This window comes from Streptomyces sp. NPDC032198 (assembly GCF_040636975.1).
Taxonomy (GTDB): Bacteria; Actinomycetota; Actinomycetes; order Streptomycetales; family Streptomycetaceae; genus Streptomyces.
This window is the reverse complement of the sequence record NZ_JBEZVL010000001.1, coordinates 689,786-706,067: the sequence shown is the minus strand read 5'-3', so window position 1 is coordinate 706,067 and position 16,282 is coordinate 689,786. Positions and strand designations below refer to the sequence as shown.

Genomic DNA, 16,282 nt, shown 5'->3' with positions numbered 1-16,282 from the left:
CTGGTATCAGTTCTGAAACAGTGTCAGAAAGCGTGCCGCGCAGGCGGAATCCCGCAGGAGGCAGTCAGCCATGACCGAGCTCGTGGAACACGGACAGCTTTTTATCGGCGGGGAGCTGGTGGACCCCCTCGGCACGGACGTCATCGAGGTGGTCTCGCCGCACACCGGCCAGGTCTTCGCGCGCGTGCCGCACGCGGCGCCCGCCGATGTCGACCGGGCCGTCGCCACCGCGCGCAAGGCGTTCGAGGAGGGCCCCTGGCCCCGGATGACGCTCGACGAGCGGATCGAGGTCGTCACGAGGATCAAGGACGCGTTCGCCGTACGGCACGAGGAGATCGCCCGCGTCATCAGCTCCGAGAACGGCACCCCCTACACGGCGAGCGTGATGGTGCAGGCCCTCGCCTCGATGATGGTCTGGGACTCGGCGCTCACGGTCGCGAAGAACTTCACGTATGAAGAGGCGCGCGACGGAGCCCTCGGCAAGATCCTCGTGCGGCGCGAGCCGGTCGGCGTCGTGGCGGCCGTGGTGCCGTGGAACGTCCCGCAGTTCACCGCCGCGGCCAAGCTCGCGCCCGCGCTGCTCGCCGGCTGTCCGGTGATCCTCAAGACCTCGCCCGAGACGCCGCTCGACGCCTACATACTCGCCGACATCGCCCATGAGGCGGGGCTGCCGAAGGGCGTGCTCTCGATCCTCTCGGCGGACCGCGAGGTCAGCGAGTACCTCGTCGGGCACCCCGGCGTCGACAAGGTGTCCTTCACCGGTTCCGTCGGTGCGGGCAAGCGCGTCATGGAGGTCGCCGCGCGCAATCTCACGCGCGTGACCCTGGAGTTGGGAGGCAAGTCGGCCGCCGTGATCCTGCCGGACGCGGACGCGTCGGCGGCGGTCGCCGGCATCGTCCCCTTCGCCTGGATGATCAACGGCCAGGCGTGCGTGGCCCAGACCCGCATCCTCGTGCCTCGCTCGCGCTACGACGAGTTCGCCGAGGCCTTCGCCGCCGCGGCGTCCGCGCTCAAGGTCGGCGACCCGCTCGACCCGGAGACCGAACTGGGCCCGCTCGTCGCCAAGCGCCAGCAGCAGCGCTCGCTCGACTACATCCGCATCGGCCAGGAGGAGGGCGCCAAGATCCTGACGGGCGGCGGCCGTCCGGCCGGGCTCGACCAGGGCTGGTACGTCGAGCCGACGCTCTTCGGCGGCGTGGACAACTCGATGCGCATCGCCCGCGAGGAGATCTTCGGCCCGGTCATCTGCCTCATCCCGTACGGCGACGAGAGCGAGGCCGTGAAGATCGCCAACGACTCCGACTACGGGCTCAGCGGCAGTGTGTGGACGGCGGACGTGGAGCGCGGCATCGACGTCGCGCGGCGGGTGCGCACCGGGACGTACTCGGTGAACACCTTCAGCCTCGACATGCTCGGCCCGTTCGGCGGCTACAAGAACTCCGGTCTCGGGCGGGAGTTCGGGCCCGAGGGGTACGGCGAGTACTTCGAGCACAAGATGATCCACCTGCCCGCGGGCTACGAGGGGACGGGTGCCTGATGGGTGACCGCTGGCACGTCGAGGTGGACCGGTCGGTCTGCATCGGCTCCGGGATGTGCGTGATCACGGCGCCGGGCGGCTTCGCGCTCGACTCCGCCCGTCAGTCGCACCCCGCGGATCCCGAGACCGACGCCAACGAAAAGGTGCTCGAAGCGGCCGAGGGGTGTCCGGTCGAGGCGATCACGATCACGTTGTCCGGAAGTGGTGAGGTCGTCTTCCCGCCGGAGGACTGACGGGATGCGCCCCGCGGGCCGAACGGGTTCGCTCTGGCAACGGGATTTACTTCCGTGATGCGATCCGCGCCGGTTTGTGCGGTTCCTATGTGCTTTATGTGCGCTCGAACGGGTGCGAACAGGACTTTACCCATGCGTTCCGCATGCCTGATCGATGACATCCGTGACTGTCCGTCCCCTTTGCGGCCTGGAACTGTTCAAGGCCAGACCACATCGGGGAGGGGGCGCAGTGGACAAGCGGTACGAGGTCTACTGTCTGGCGGACAGGTTCTTCTACGACACTCCGGACCGCATGTCCGTCGGCGTGACCGGCACCGCCCCCGAGTTCGGGACGGCGGGCCGCACGGTCCCGGCGGGATGGCGCTCGGCGCGGGTGGGCGACTGGCTGACACTCGCCCCCGTCGACGAGGACGGGCACTCGCGGCCCGCGCCCGCACAGGGCTGGAAGGTCCATGTCTCCGCCACTCTGGAGAACGCGGACCGGATCGCCGCGATCGTGTGGGACTACTGCGTGCCGCGCGTCGTCCCCTTCAAGTTCATCGCGGGAGAGCGCCTCCTCCACCTGCGCAACAGCAAGTACGCGGGCCGGGACGGCAGTGGGAAGTTCGCCACGCTCTATCCGGCCGACGAAGAGCAACTGCACTCCGTGTTACGTGAGTTGGGCGACCTCCTCGAGGGATGCGAAGGCCCGTACATCCTCACCGACCTCCGCTGGCGGGAAGGCCCGCTGTACGTCAGGTACGGCGCCTTCACCCGACGTGTGTGCGCCGACGAGCGCGGCAGCCTCGTCCCCGCGATCGAGGACGACCAGGGACGCCTCGTCCCCGACTCGCGCGACCCGGCCTTCAAGGTCCCCGAGTGGGTGACCCTGCCGGCGTTCCTCGAGCCACAGCTCGCGGCGCGCAACAACCAGACGGTCACCGACCTGCCGTACCGCATGGAGAAGGCGCTGCACTTCTCCAACGGCGGCGGGGTCTACGCGGGTACCGACACCCGTGACGGCCGCAAGGTCGTCCTGAAAGAGGGACGGCCGTACGCGGGCCTGGCGTCGGACGGGGCCGACGCCGTGGCCCGTCTGGAGCGCGAGCGGGACGCGCTCCAGAAGCTTTCGGGGCTCGGCATCGCCCCCGAGGTGCGCGACTGGTTCGAGCTCGGCGGCCACCGCTTCCTCGTCATGGATTTCCTGGAGGGCCGCACCCTCAACTCCTTCTTCGCCGACCGCCATCCGCTGTGCGTCAACGAGCCGGCGCCCGAGGCGATCGCCGCGTACACGGAGTGGGCGCTGCGGATCCACCGTGCCGTCGAGGAAGCCGTCGCGGCCGTGCACGGAAGGGGTGTCGTCTTCAACGACCTCCACCTCTTCAACATCATGGTCGCGCCCGACGAACAGTCCGTCGCGCTCCTCGACTTCGAGGCGGCGACCACGGTGGGCGAGGACGGACGCCAGATCGTCGCCCACCCCGGATTCGTCGCGCCCGCTGACCGCAGGGGCACGGACGTCGACCGGTACGCACTGGCCTGCCTGCGGCTCGCGCTGTTCCTGCCCATCACCACGCTGCTGTCCATCGACCGGGGCAAGGCCGCGCACCTCGCGAAGGTGATCACGGCCGAATTCCCTGATGTACCCAAGGAGTTCCTCGACGAAGCGGTCGTGGAGATCGAGCGGGCCACGCGGGGCCAAGGCCACGCGACCGGCGCCGCCAGGCCCGCGGCGGCAACGTCCGCACCGCTCGTCGACCCCGCCGACTGGCCGTACAGCAGGGATTCGATGGTCAAGGCCATCCTCGCCTCGGCCACCCCGGAGCGCGACGACCGGCTCTTTCCCGGCGATGTCGCGCAGTTCACCGACGGTGGCGGGCTCGGCCTCGCGCACGGCGCGGCCGGAGTGCTGCTCGCCCTCGCCGAGAGCGGCGCCGAACGCTACGAGGAGGGCGAGCGCTGGCTCCTGAAGCACACCGAGCCCGCGCCCCCCGGCACGCCCCTGGGCCTCAACGACGGCCTCGCGGGCATCGCCCACGTACTCGAACGCCTCGGCCACCGCACCCGCGCCCTCGACCTGATGGAGACCGTCCTCCAGGAGAACTGGCAGCGGCTCCCCTCCGACCTGAACGGCGGCCTCGCCGGACTCGGCCTCGCGCTCGACGCCCTCGCGCACAGCACCGGCGAGGAAGCCCTCGCTCAACACGCCCTGCGTGCAGCGGAGTTGCTCGGTGAACGGCTCACCGCACAGAGCCCGCCGAACGGGCGGCCCCGCGCCGGTCTGCTGCACGGCGCCACCGGCCCCGCGCTCCTCTTCCTGCGGCTCTACGAGCGGAACGGCGACCCCGCGCTCCTCGACCTGGCGGGGCGGGCCCTGCGCGCGGACCTCGCCCAGTGCGTGGCCCAGCGGGACGGCAGCCTTGCCGTGAACGAGGGCTGGCGCACCATGCCCTACCTCGGTGACGGCAGTGTCGGTATCGGCATGGTCCTGGACGACTACCTCGCGCACCGGGACGACGCCGAGTTCGAGGCGGCGCGGCCGGGCGTCCTGTCCGCCGCGCGCTCACGCTTCTGCGCGCAGCCGGGCCTGTTCCAAGGGCGGGCCGGACTGCTGCTGCACCTCAACCGCAGCACCGCGCCGGGCATCACGCCCGAGGACATCACCGCGCAGATCGAGGAACTCGGCTGGTTCTCCATGTCGTACGCGGGCCAACTCGCTTTCCCGGGCCATCAGATGATGCGCCTCTCCATGGACCTTCACACCGGGACGGCGGGCTGCCTTCTCGCCCTCTCCGCGGCGCTCGGCGACAGCGGAGCGCACGTCCCCTTCCTGCCGCCGCCACGGCGGCCCCAGAGCCGGTCCCGCGACGTCGTCGCGGGGTCGTGACACAACCCCCTGGGGAGAGCGACGTCCCCACGGGAATCGTCCCCAACAGAGAGGTAAAACCATGGCACTTCTCGACCTTCAGAGCATGGAATCCGACGAGATGACCGGTGGCGGCGGCGGCGGTGGCGGAAGCCAGCTGAGCCTCCTCCTGTGCTGGAGCACGGCCAGCGTGGCCCTCTGTCTGTGACGGTTGTCCGCTTCTGACCGCACGGCAGTGAAGACCCGGGTGGCTCCTTGCGAGGGGCCGCCCGGGCCCGCCGTGGGCACGAGGACGACGAGGTCTACGAGGACGACGAGGACCCGACCGCATGGCGACGACGACCCCCCGTCCACAACAACCCGCCTCCGACGCAGGTCTGTTGCGCGAGGCGACCCGCCACAGCGCCGCCCGCTGCGTGGCCCTGGCGCTGTGCACCGTCGCGGGCGCGGGCGCGAGCCTCCTCCTGCCGTTCGCGATCGGCCGCGGCCTTGACGCCGTCCTCACCTCTCACGCGGCCGGCCACGTCGGCGCCGACGCCACCCGCTGGATCCTCGTGTGCGCCGCCCTCATCGGCGCGAGCGCACTCCTCGACGCTTGCGACGGCGTCCTCACCGGCACCACCAACGCCCGTACGACGGCCTGGTTGCGCGGCCGTGTCGGACGCCATGTGCTGGCCGTCGGGCCACGCGCCACCGCACGCTTCGCCCCCGGCGACCTGGTGGCCCGCCTCATCGACAACGCGGCACACGCGGGCATCGCGCCCGCCACGCTCGCCACGCTTCTGGCCGCCCTGGTCGCGCCCGTCGGCGCCGTGGTGGCCCTCGCCCTGATCGACGGCTGGCTCGCCGTGGTCTTCATCGGCGGGGCGCCGGTCCTCGTCCTGCTCCTGCGGTGGTTCGTGCGCGTCTCCTCCGACTGCGTGGCGCGCTACCAGCAGATCCAGGGGGACATCGCGGGCCGCCTCGGCGAGGCGATCGGCGGGGCCAGGACCATCACGGCCGCGCACACCGAGGACAAAGAAGCCAGGCGCGTCCTGGACGCCCTGCCCGAACTCTCCCGGCAGGGACACCGGATGTGGCGGGTCCAGGGCCGCTCCCAGGCGCAGGCCGTCGCGGTCGCGCCCCTGCTGCAGATCGCGGTCGTCGCGGTCGCCGGCCACCTGGTCGTCCAACACCGGATCAGCGTGGGCGAGTTGCTCGCCGCCTCCCGGTACGCGGTGCTCGCCACCGGGATCGGGATGCTCGTCGGACAACTGGGAGCGCTGGTGCGGGCGAGGTCCGCGGCGCGCCGCCTGGGAGAGGTGCTCGCGGAGCCCGTGACCTCGTACGGAAACGGCGAACTACCGCCCGGAGAGGGAAGGCTGGAGCTGCGCGGAGTCACCGTGGTCCGCGGTGGGCGCACCGTACTCAAAGGCGTCGACCTGACGGTCCCCGCCGGCGGCACGCTCGCCGTGGTCGGGCGCTCCGGAGCGGGCAAGTCGCTCCTGGCGTCCGTCGCAGGCCGGCTCGCCGACCCCGACGAGGGAGACGTACACCTCGACGGTGTCGCGCTGAGTTCGCTCGGTCGCGAGGAACTGCGCCGCGAGGTCGGATATGCCTTCGAGCGGCCCGCGCTGCTCGGCGCCACCTTGGAGGACACGATCGGCTTCGGCGCCCCGCGGCCGGCGCCGCCCCGCATCCGCGAAGCGGCCCGCGCGGCTCACGCCGACCCCTTCATCACCCGCCTCCCCGACGGTTACACCACCCCCTGCGCGGACGCGCCCCTGTCCGGGGGCGAGGCTCAACGCCTCGGCCTGGCAAGGGCGTTCGCGCGGGGCGGGCGCCTCCTGATCCTGGACGACGCGATGTCGAGCCTGGACACGGTGACCGAACACCACATCGCCGAAGCCCTGCTCCACCACACACCGCACCGCAGCCGCCTGATCATCGCCCACCGGGCGGCGACGGCGGCCCGCGCGGACACGGTGGCGTGGCTGCACGACGGCCGGATACGGGCGGTGGGGACCCATGCGGAGCTGTGGGAGCGAGCGGAGTACCGGGAGGTGTTCGGCGCGTGAGCCGCGTCAAGCGCGTGCACCCGTCCTCGCCCCCGCAGGGCCCCTACCGCCGAGGCCTCCGCTTCCTGTGGCGCAGGTGGCCGGTGGTGCTGCGGCTCGCGCTCTGGTCCGTCCTGGAGACCGGTCAGACCTTCCTCACCGGGTACGCCCTCGCACGTGCCCTGGACGACGGGTTCCTCGCGGGGCGTGAGGCGGTGGGCCTCGCGTGGCTCGGCGGGGCGGGGCTCGGCGTGGTCGTGGCCGCGTACGGCACGGGGCGGGTGTATCGCGCGGTCGCCGATCTGGTGGAGCCGCTGAGGGACACCCTGGTACGGCAAGTCGTCGGCCGGGGGCTGCGCGACGCGGACGGCGCCTCCGTGTCCCGGCTCACTCAGCAGGTGGAGATCGCCAGGGACACGTTCGCGGGGCTGATCCTCGTGTCCCGCTCCTTCGTCTTCACGGCGGCGGGCGCGCTGATCGGCCTGTTCTCGCTGGCCCCACTGCTCCTGCTGGTCGTCGCGCCACCGCTGCTGGCCGGTGTCGGCCTGTTCGTGGCGAGCCTGCGTCCGCTGGCACGGCGCCAGGAGAGGTTCCTCGTCGCGGACGAGGGCATCGCGGGCCAACTGGGCTCGATTGCACCGGGGTTGCGGGACGTCACGGCCGCGGGCGCGGAGCAGGACGTGGCCGAGGACCTGGACCGGGGCATCGCCACGGAGTACGCGGAGGCCCGCGCCCTCGCCCACTGGGGCGTTCTGCGGACGGCGGCCCTCGCGACCGGCGGGCAGCTCCCGCTCGTCCTGCTCCTCGTCACGGCCCCCTGGCTCCTGAACAACGGCGTGACGCCGGGCGCCCTGGTGGGGGCGATCGCCTACGTCACCCAGGCCCTGCTCCCGGCCCTGCACAACCTGATCCACGGCCTGGGCGCAAGCGGCTCCCGCCTGGCCATCGTCCTGCGCCGCCTGACGTGGGCCCCTCCGACGCCCGAAGCCTCCCCGGTCACGGTTACCGATGGGGTCGTGGGTGACGCGAGTGACGCGAGTGGAGACGCGTGGCGTGCGGGCTCCCGGCGGCGGGACCACCCGCGGCCTGGACGCGTCGGCTCGGCCACCGATGCCGGCGATCCTGGCCTCGTCGAGGCCGTGGAGGGTGCTGGGCCTGCGGGTGGTGAGGGAGCCGGGCATGACGGCGGGCCCGTGAGTGGCGCCGAGGCCGGGCGCGACGGCGGCCCCGCGCATGACCAGCGGCCTGTTACCCCGGCCCCGCCCGCACCCGTCGGGTGCTCTGTCCCTGGCCCCGGCGGGCACTCCGTCCCCGCCCTCCAGCTCTCCCTCGTCACGTTCGCCTACGGCCCCCTCGCCGAACCCGTCCTGCGCGACCTGTCGCTCACCGTCCCGCGAGGCGGCCATCTGGCGGTCGTCGGGCCCAGCGGAATCGGGAAGTCCACCCTCGCCGGTCTCGTGGCCGGGCTGCTCAAGCCCGGCGGCGGTTTCGTCCGGGTGGACGGGCGGACCGTGCGCGGACAAGAGGCCGTCGGGCGGCGGGTGCTGATCCCGCAGGAGGCGTACGTCTTCAGCGGCACGGTGCGTCAGAACCTGGAGTATCTGCGGGCGGACGCCGTCAGCGACGCGGAGCTGCTGGCCGCCGCGCGGGCCGTCGGGCTCAGCGGGGTGATCGAGCGGCTCGGGGGGCTCGCCGCCCCGGTCGATCCCGCCGCGCTCTCCGCGGGCGAGCGGCAGCTCATCGCGCTGACCCGCGCCTATGTCTCGTACGCGCCCCTCGCCCTGCTCGACGAGGCCACCTGCCACCTCGACCCGGTGGCGGAGGCCCGCGCCGAGCGGGCCTTCGCGGCCCGTCCTGGCGGCACACTGGTGGTGATCGCGCACCGCATCAGCTCGGCCCGCCGCGCCGACCGGATTCTGGTGATGGACGGGACGCACGCCCTGTGCGGGCGCCACGAGGACCTGCTCGAACGGTCCTCGCTCTACCGTGAACTGTCCGGCAACTGGGGCCCCTCGAACGGCTGCACGTCACACCCAGCCCTCCCCGCGCGAGATCCGTATGGCGTCGATCCTGTTGCGGGCCCCGGTCTTGCGGGTGATCGCGGCCATGTAGTTGCGCACCGTCCCGTTGGTCAGGTGCAGGCGGTGCGCGATCTCGGCGACGGGCGCGCCCCCGGCGGCGAGTGAGAGCACCAGTAACTCCCGGTGGGTGAGCGGCATCTGAGCCGCCTTCAGGAAACCGAAGCCCAGCGACTCGTCCACGAACCGCTCGCCGGACGCCACCTTCCTGATCCCGGTGAGCAGCCGGTCCGGCGGGCTCGCCTTGTCCACGAAGCCGAGGGCGCCCGCCTCCATGCAGCGGCGCAGCAGCCCCGGCCGGTTGCCGGAGACCAGGACGAGGAGCGGGCAGCCGAGGCCGCCGCTCACGGGATGGGACTGCTCCCCGAACTCAGCGGACGCGTACGCCGTGTCGCCGTCGGGGTCGACGACGCAGACGTCGGGAAGCACCGCGCTCGTACGGTCGCGGGCGTTGTGCCACGGTGCATGGAACACCTCCAGGTCCGGCTCACGGGCGAGACGTTCCGCCAGGGCCGATCGCAAAAGACAGGCGTCGTGCACGAGAAGTACCCGGGTCACGCTTGGCTCCTCCAGGTTCCCGCTCCGGTCCCGATGGCTTCGTACAGCACGCAGACCATTAATAGCCGCGCCGACCGCCGTGTGTACGCGGAGAACTGGCCAAGCGGGACCAGGAGAGGCTCAGGGGCGCAATTGCCAGGTGGTTGTGCGCCCCCCATGCACCGATTAAGGGGTTGCGGGAAGCTTTGGCCAGAGGGACGTGTGACGGATCCTGAGACCCCAGGGACGGGCTGTGCGGTCTCGGGGGAGGGGTCCGGAACGGGCTGCGCGCTCTCCGGGGACGGGCTACGCGCTCTCGGGGGACGTGAGGTCGATCAGGCGGCACACCATCTCGATGTCGATCTTGACCTGTGCGATCGAGGCCCGCCCCGAGAGCCAGGTGATCAGCGCCGAGTGCCAGGTGTGCTCGATGACCCGGACCGCCGAGAGCTGCTCGGGGGTCGGCGCGTCGGCCAGGCCCATCGCGTCCAGGATGATCGCCGTGGTCAGCCGCGAGACCGTGTCCACCTCGGGGCTCACGGAGCGGTCGGCGAAGGTCAGCGCCCTGACCATCGCGTCCGCCAGGTGCGGCTCGCGCTGCAGGGCGCGGAAGGCCCGCATCAGCGTCTCCGCGCACCGCTCGGCGGGCGTCTCGCCGGCGGGCGGGCGCTTCCGGATCGTGGTGTGCATGTGCTGCAGCTGGTCCTGCATGGTGGCGACCAGGAGATGGACCTTGGAGGGGAAGTAGCGGTACAGCGTGCCCAGGGCGACGCTGGACGACTCGGCGACCTCGCGCATCTGCACCGCGTCGAACCCGCCCCTGCTCGCGAGTTGGGCGCTGGCGTGCAGGATGCGGCGGCGGCGCGCCTCCTGCCGTTCGGTCAGGGGCGGCGACGCCGGATCAGCTGCTGCGACTTCCGCTGCCTTGGCTTCCGCTGTCATATGTCCCGTTGTTCCGTCGTCCCGTTACGGTCACGTGGTCGGCCAGCATGGCAGGGCGCCCGCCGTGGCGCGAATCACCTGATCCGGGCCTTACAGCGCGGCTACCTGCCGGTAGATTCAAAGCTCGTTCAGCGATCATTCAACGATCAAGTCTGAAACTTGTTCTAGATTACCGTCCCGGCGTAACCTCGCGGACAACCGCAGGGAGAAGGGGGCCGAGAGTGACCGCTGAGGCCATGGAGGCGGGTCCCCGTACGGGTCCGGCCGATGGTGACCGTCCGTTGCGCATCGCTCTCCTCACGTACAAAGGCAACCCGTTCTGCGGGGGACAGGGCGTCTACGTACGTCACCTCTCGCGCGAGCTGGCCCGGCTCGGCCACAGCGTCGAGGTGATCGGCGCGCAGCCCTACCCCGTCCTGGACGAGGGTCTGGAGGGCCTCAGGCTCACCGAGCTGCCCAGCCTCGACCTCTACCGCTCGCCCGACCCCTTCCGCACGCCGAAGCGCGGCGAGTACCGCGACTGGGTCGACGCGCTCGAAGTGGCGACGATGTGGACCGGCGGTTTCCCCGAGCCCGCGACGTTCAGCCTGCGGGCCCGCCGTCACTTGCGGGCGCGGCGCGGCGAGTTCGACGTCGTGCACGACAACCAGACCCTCGGCTACGGCCTGTTGGGCGACCTGGGCGCGCCGCTCGTCTCGACGATCCATCACCCCATCACGGTGGACCGCCAGCTTGAGCTGGACGCGGCGGCAGGCTGGCGGCGCCGCATGTCCGTGCGCCGCTGGTACGCGTTCACCCGCATGCAGAAGCGTGTCGCCCGCCGCCTGCCCTCCGTGCTCACCGTCTCCGGCACCTCGCGCCAGGAGATCATCGACCACCTCGGCGTACGCGACGACCGCATCGACGTCGTGCATATCGGCGCCGACACCGACCTCTTCTCGCCCGACCCGTCGGTCCCCGAGGTCCCGGGCCGGATCGTCACGACCTCCAGCGCCGACGTCCCGCTCAAGGGCCTCATCCACCTCGTCGAGGCGCTGGCCAAGGTCCGCGCCGAGAACCCCGCCGCCCACCTCGTCGTCGTCGGCAAGCGCGCCGAGGACGGCCCGGTGGCGCAGGCGATCGAGAGGTACGGCCTCGAAGGCGCCATCGAGTTCGTCAAGGGCATCACCGACGCCGAGCTGGTGGACCTCGTCCGCTCGGCCGAGGTCGCCTGTGTCCCTTCGCTGTACGAGGGTTTCTCGCTCCCCGCGGCCGAGGCCATGGCGACCGGCACTCCGCTGCTCGCGACGACCGGCGGTGCGATCCCGGAGGTCGCGGGCCCGGACGGCGAGACCTGCCTCGCGGTGCCGCCCGCCGACCCCGGCGCGCTCGCCGCCGGACTGAACCGGCTGCTCGGCGACCCGGAGCTGCGGGCCCGCCTCGGCGCGGCCGGGCGTGAGCGGGTTCTCGCCAAATTCACCTGGGCCCGCGCCGCCCAGGGCACCGCAGAGCTGTACCGCGCGGCGATCGCCCGCGATGCCCGCCCGCAATCCGGCCGCCCCGCGGCCACCCCGACGTACTCCGGGAGCCCCAGCTGATGCTGACCGTCGACTTCACCCGCTTCCCGCTCGCCGCGGGCGACCGCGTCCTGGACCTGGGCTGCGGCGCGGGCCGGCACGCCTTCGAGTGTTACCGGCGGGGGGCCCAGGTGGTGGCCCTCGACCAGAACGGCGAGGAGATCCGTGAGGTCGCCAAGTGGTTCGCCGCGATGAAGGAGGCGGGCGAGGCACCGGCGGGCGCGACGGCCACCGCGATGGAGGGTGACGCGCTCAACCTGCCGTTCCCCGACGCCTCGTTCGACGTCGTGATCATCTCCGAGGTGATGGAGCACATCCCCGACGACAAGGGCGTGCTCGCCGAGATGGTCCGCGTCCTGAAGCCGGGCGGCCGCATCGCGGTGACGGTCCCGCGCTACGGCCCGGAGAAGATCTGCTGGGCCCTGTCGGACGCGTACCACGAGGTCGAGGGCGGTCACATCCGCATCTACAAGGCGGACGAACTGCTCGGCAGGATGCGGGAGGCGGGCCTGAAGCCGTACGGCACGCACCACGCGCACGCCTTGCACGCGCCGTACTGGTGGCTGAAGTGCGCGTTCGGGGTGGACAACGACAAGGCGCTGCCCGTGCGGGCGTACCACAAGCTCCTGGTCTGGGACATCATGAAGAAGCCGCTGGCCACGAAGGTGGCGGAACAGTTGCTCAACCCGGTCGTGGGCAAGAGTTTCGTGGCGTACGCGACGAAGCCGCACCTGCCGAAGACCGACGCGAAGACCGACGCGTGACGAGCCCGGAGCGGACGGAACACCTGGTCCTGCCGGGCGTCCTGACGGCGGATCAGGCCACGCGGACCGTGCGCGGGATCCTTGCCGTCCAGCGCGAGGACGGCGCGATCCCGTGGTTCCGCGGCCACCACCTCGACCCCTGGGACCACACCGAGGCCGCGATGGCCTTGGACGCGGCGGGCGAGCACGAGGCCGCGGGGCGCGCCTACGACTGGCTCGCGCGGCACCAGAATCCGGACGGTTCCTGGTACGCGGCGTACGCCGACGGGGATCCGCACGACGTGACCGACCGGGGCCGCGAGACGAACTTCTGCGCGTACATCGCCGTGGGCGTCTGGCACCACTACCTCTCGACCGGCGACGACACGTTCCTCGACCGCCTGTGGCCGACGGTGGTGGCGGCGGTGGAGTTCGTCCTCACCCTGCAACAGCCGGGCGGCCAGATCGGCTGGAAGCGGGAGCAGGACGGCACGCCGGTCAACGACGCGCTCCTGACCGGCAGTTCGTCGATCCACCAAGCGCTGCGCTGCGCCCTGGCGATCGCCGAGCAGCGGGAGGAGCCGCAGCCGGACTGGGAGCTGGCGACGGGCTCGCTGGCCCACGCCATCCGCAGCCATCCCGAGCGCTTCCTGGACAAGGACCGCTACTCGATGGACTGGTACTACCCGGTCCTCGGCGGCGCGCTCACGGGCACGGCGGCCAAGTCCCGGATGGAGGAGGGCTGGGACCGCTTCGTGGTGCCGGACCTCGGCGTGCGCTGCGTCATCCCCAACAACTGGGTGACGGGCGGCGAGAGCGCCGAACTCGCCCTGTCCCTCTGGGTGTTGGGCGAATCGGACCGCGCCCTGGAGATCCTCCAGTCGATCCAGCACCTGCGCGACCCCGAGTCCGGCCTCTACTGGACGGGCTACGTCTTCGACGACAAGGCGATCTGGCCCGAGGAACTCACCACATGGACGGCGGGCTCCCTGCTGCTCGCGGTGGCGGCCCTGGGCGGCGACGAGGCCACCTGCGCGGTGTTCTCGGGAGAACGCCTGCCCCAGGGCCTCGCACCGGAGTGCTGCGACGCCGCTACCGGGGGGCAGTAGCGACGCCGCAGCGGCGCCGCTGCCGGGGGGTGACAGCGGCGCGCCGACGCCTGGTCCCACCGCTCAGTAGCGGCGGAGCCGTCCTGCGACGGCGTGGCCGATGAAGACGTACACGAGAGCTGCGAGGCCGTAGCCGCAGACGACGCGGGCCCAGGCCTCATCGAATGTGAACAGGTCATGTGACCAGCCTGCGAGCCAGCGGGCCACGTCGTGGATGAACTGGACGAGGTCGTTGGCGCGGTTCGCGTCCAACAGATACATGAGGATCCACAGGCCGAGGATGATGGCCATCACGTCTGCGACGATGACGATGACCCTCGCTGCGGTGCTGCCACGTGCTTGTCGGGTGGACATAAGACCCGTGTACCGGGATCGGCCCGGTTGAAACCCGTACGGGCTCGCCCGAGTGGCGGGCCGCGCCGGGCGGGGTGAGGCTGCCGGGAGAGCTGTCCTCTAGCTGTCCACTCCCGGAGGTCCCCCGTGTTGCTGTCCGCCGCGACCGTACGCCGGTCCCTCGTCGCCCCTGTGTTGTGCGGCGCCCTGCTCGCGGGGCTGACCGGGTGCGGCGGTGACGAGGCGGACGCTGCCTCGGCACCGTCCAGCTCGAGCTCCGCCGAGAAGCAGAAGTTCGCGAAGACACGGTTCGTGGCGAACGCGGGGATCGCCGCCGGTGCGACGTACCAGTGGATCGTGAAGCCCTTCCGGGCGGGGAAGTTCAAGAAGGGTGCCGATGGGCGCAAGTTCGCCCTGATCAAGGCAGGCCTCGCCGGAACCCTCGCCTACAACCGCCTGAAGGCGGCGACGAAGAACGCCCAGGGCGACCCGACGCTGTCCAAGGCGGTGGCCCCGCTGACGGCGGGCATCGACGCGCTGAAGGATCTCCCCAAGAAGCTCCGCAAGGGCGATTCGACGGACTCGGTGGTGAACTCCTTCGACGACGTCATCAACAAGGTGAAGGACGCGGGCAAGGGCGCGGGCGCGGAGGTCAAGGACCGCGTGCCATCAGCAGGGGAACTGGCAAAGGGCTAGGTAGGCCCCTGGCCTCGGGCGGTCCGGGGCAGGGTCCGGGGCAGGGCCCGGACCCTGGACCGAGCCGCCGCCTGGCTGCGCCCCCGCCCGACCACCGGCTCCTGGGGGCCCGCCCTCAAGTGCCGGGCGGGCTGGAGCGATGGATGCCGACGGCCGGAGACCTGCGCCAGACGGTCCGGGACATCGGCCGAGTAGACCCGCCGGCCCGTTCCGCGCCAGCCGTGCGAGTCCGCGCCAGCCGCGCGAGTTGTGCCTGCCCGCGCCAGTCCGTGCCAGCCGCACCAGTCGTGTCAGCCGCTCCGGTCCGCGCTAGCCGCTCCGGTCCGTGGAAGCCGCGCTGGCCGCGCCAGGCGCTTCGTTCCGCGCCGGCCGCGCCGTCCAGGCAAGTCGTGCCAGTTTGCGCCAGCCGCATTGGCCGTGCCCGCCGTGCGAGTCCGCGCCAGCCGTTTCAGCCGCGTCGTTCCGCGCTAGCCGCAGCGGACCGCGTCAGCCGATCGCGCTCGCCGCAGCCGTCCGCGCAAGCCCGCGCGCAAGCCGTTCGCGTCAGCCGTTCAGTTCGGCCAGCACTCGTAGCGTGTGGTGGTCCGGGGACAGGACGAGGAGGTCCGTTACGGGGCCCTTGCGCCATAGGTCCAGGCGTTCCGCTATGCGTTCTCGGGGGCCGATCAGGGAGATCTCGTCGGCGAAGGCGTCCGGAACGGCCAGTACCGCCTCCTCCCGGCGGCCTGCCAGGAACAGGTCCTGGATGTGTCGGGCCTCCTCCTCGAAGCCCATCCGGGCCATCAGATCCGCATGAAAGTTTCGCGCGGAGTGCCCCATCCCGCCGATATAGAACCCCAGCATCGCCTTGACCGGAAGCAGGCCCTCCGCAACGTCGTCGCAGACCTTCGCCCGTGCCATGGGCGCGACCATGAAACCGTCCCGCGCCTCCGTCAGCGACGCCTCGTACACATCGGCCCGCATCGGCGACCAGTAGAGGGGCAGCCAGCCGTCGGCGATCCGTGCCGTCTGCGCGATGTTCTTGGGCCCCTCCGCGCCGAGCAGCACCGGCAGGTCCGCTCGGAGCGGGTGTGTGATCGGCTTCAGGGGTTTGCCGAGGCCGCTGCCGTCCTCGCCCTGGTACGGGTGCGAGTGGAATTGGCCTTCGAGGGTCACCGGGCCCTCCCGCCGCAGCACTTGGCGGATCACATCGACGTACTCGCGCGTCGCCGTCAGCGGTGACTTCGGGAACGGGCGGCCGTACCAGCCCTCCACCACCTGCGGCCCGGAGAGGCCGAGTCCGAGCATCATCCGGCCGCCGGAGAGATGGTCGAGGGTCAGCGCGTGCATGGCTGTCGTCACCGGTGAGCGCGCCGCCATCTGCACGACCGCCGTACCCAGCTTGATCTGTGAGGTCTGCGCCGCGATCCAGGTGAGGGGAGTGAAGGCGTCGGAGCCCCACGCCTCCGCCGTCCACACGGAGTCGTATCCGAGCCGCTCGGCCTCCTGGGCGAGTGCCACGTGCCCGGGATCGGGGCCGCGCCCCCAGTAACCGAGTGCGAGTCCCAGTCGCATACGCGATCCCCATTTCTCCTGACGGCCCGTCAGTTCCCTGCGAGGTGGCGACTGTACGACAACGGCCCCCCGCCCGGAAGGGC

General features: G+C 71.6%; 13 protein-coding genes and 1 pseudogene. 10 read left to right on the top strand and 4 right to left on the bottom strand.

Annotation, left to right across the window (positions count from 1 at the left end; translation table 11 throughout):
- Positions 1 to 70: 70 nt before the first annotated feature.
- The 6 genes from AB0E78_RS03330 to AB0E78_RS03305 all read left to right on the top strand — a co-directional run bounded on the left by AB0E78_RS03330 (position 71) and on the right by AB0E78_RS03305 (position 8,837).
- Positions 71 to 1,537: an aldehyde dehydrogenase gene (locus tag AB0E78_RS03330; RefSeq protein WP_361827566.1), complete on the top strand. Its 1,467-nt coding sequence runs from the start codon at positions 71 to 73 to the stop codon at positions 1,535 to 1,537.
- The gene (locus AB0E78_RS03325; RefSeq protein WP_344521034.1) at positions 1,537 to 1,770 is read left to right on the top strand and encodes a ferredoxin; all 234 of its coding nucleotides are present in this window, start codon (positions 1,537 to 1,539) and stop codon (positions 1,768 to 1,770) included. The genes AB0E78_RS03330 and AB0E78_RS03325 overlap by 1 nt, the downstream gene beginning before the upstream one ends.
- 229 nt (positions 1,771 to 1,999) lie before the next feature.
- On the top strand, positions 2,000 to 4,636 hold the full coding sequence (gene lanKC, locus AB0E78_RS03320) for a class III lanthionine synthetase LanKC (RefSeq protein WP_361827563.1): 2,637 nt from the start codon (positions 2,000 to 2,002) through the stop codon (positions 4,634 to 4,636).
- Positions 4,637 to 4,697: 61 nt separating this feature from the next.
- Entirely contained in the window at positions 4,698 to 4,823 is a 126-nt protein-coding gene (locus AB0E78_RS03315; RefSeq protein WP_361827560.1) for a SapB/AmfS family lanthipeptide, read from the top strand.
- 121 nt (positions 4,824 to 4,944) lie between these two features.
- Positions 4,945 to 6,672 (top strand): ABC transporter ATP-binding protein, encoded by a 1,728-nt coding sequence (locus tag AB0E78_RS03310; protein WP_361827557.1) that lies wholly within the window; start codon positions 4,945 to 4,947, stop codon positions 6,670 to 6,672.
- On the top strand, positions 6,669 to 8,837 hold the full coding sequence (locus AB0E78_RS03305; protein ID WP_361827555.1) for an ABC transporter ATP-binding protein: 2,169 nt from the start codon (positions 6,669 to 6,671) through the stop codon (positions 8,835 to 8,837). The genes AB0E78_RS03310 and AB0E78_RS03305 overlap by 4 nt, the downstream gene beginning before the upstream one ends.
- Here AB0E78_RS03305 and AB0E78_RS03300 read toward each other — a convergent pair.
- Positions 8,763 to 9,005: pseudogene (locus AB0E78_RS03300) on the bottom strand (LuxR C-terminal-related transcriptional regulator); the annotation flags it as partial. The gene AB0E78_RS03305 and the pseudogene AB0E78_RS03300 overlap by 75 nt on opposite strands.
- 567 nt (positions 9,006 to 9,572) lie before the next feature.
- Positions 9,573 to 10,208, bottom strand: a complete 636-nt coding sequence (locus AB0E78_RS03295) for a TetR family transcriptional regulator (RefSeq protein WP_361827552.1) — start codon at positions 10,206 to 10,208, stop codon at positions 9,573 to 9,575.
- 221 nt (positions 10,209 to 10,429) lie between these two features.
- On the opposite strand from AB0E78_RS03295, the gene AB0E78_RS03290 reads away from it, so the two are divergent.
- The 3 genes from AB0E78_RS03290 to AB0E78_RS03280 are packed head-to-tail and all read left to right on the top strand — an operon-like array spanning position 10,430 to position 13,616.
- Positions 10,430 to 11,785, top strand: a complete 1,356-nt coding sequence (locus AB0E78_RS03290) for a glycosyltransferase family 4 protein (RefSeq protein WP_361827550.1) — start codon at positions 10,430 to 10,432, stop codon at positions 11,783 to 11,785.
- Positions 11,785 to 12,528: a class I SAM-dependent methyltransferase gene (locus tag AB0E78_RS03285; RefSeq protein ID WP_361827547.1), complete on the top strand. Its 744-nt coding sequence runs from the start codon at positions 11,785 to 11,787 to the stop codon at positions 12,526 to 12,528. The genes AB0E78_RS03290 and AB0E78_RS03285 overlap by 1 nt, the downstream gene beginning before the upstream one ends.
- Positions 12,525 to 13,616, top strand: coding sequence for a prenyltransferase (locus AB0E78_RS03280; protein ID WP_361827544.1), 1,092 nt, complete (start codon positions 12,525 to 12,527; stop codon positions 13,614 to 13,616). Before AB0E78_RS03285 ends, AB0E78_RS03280 begins: the two co-directional genes overlap by 4 nt.
- Positions 13,617 to 13,679: 63 nt before the next feature.
- On the opposite strand, the gene AB0E78_RS03275 is transcribed toward AB0E78_RS03280, so the two are convergent.
- Entirely contained in the window at positions 13,680 to 13,970 is a 291-nt protein-coding gene (locus AB0E78_RS03275) for a hypothetical protein (protein WP_361827541.1), read from the bottom strand.
- A 129-nt stretch (positions 13,971 to 14,099) separates the two neighbouring features.
- On the opposite strand from AB0E78_RS03275, the gene AB0E78_RS03270 reads away from it, so the two are divergent.
- Positions 14,100 to 14,645 (top strand): hypothetical protein, encoded by a 546-nt coding sequence (locus tag AB0E78_RS03270; protein ID WP_361828500.1) that lies wholly within the window; start codon positions 14,100 to 14,102, stop codon positions 14,643 to 14,645.
- 543 nt (positions 14,646 to 15,188) lie between these two features.
- Here AB0E78_RS03270 and AB0E78_RS03265 read toward each other — a convergent pair.
- Positions 15,189 to 16,199 (bottom strand): LLM class F420-dependent oxidoreductase, encoded by a 1,011-nt coding sequence (locus tag AB0E78_RS03265; RefSeq protein WP_361827539.1) that lies wholly within the window; start codon positions 16,197 to 16,199, stop codon positions 15,189 to 15,191.
- Between the last annotated feature and the right edge of the window lie 83 nt (positions 16,200 to 16,282).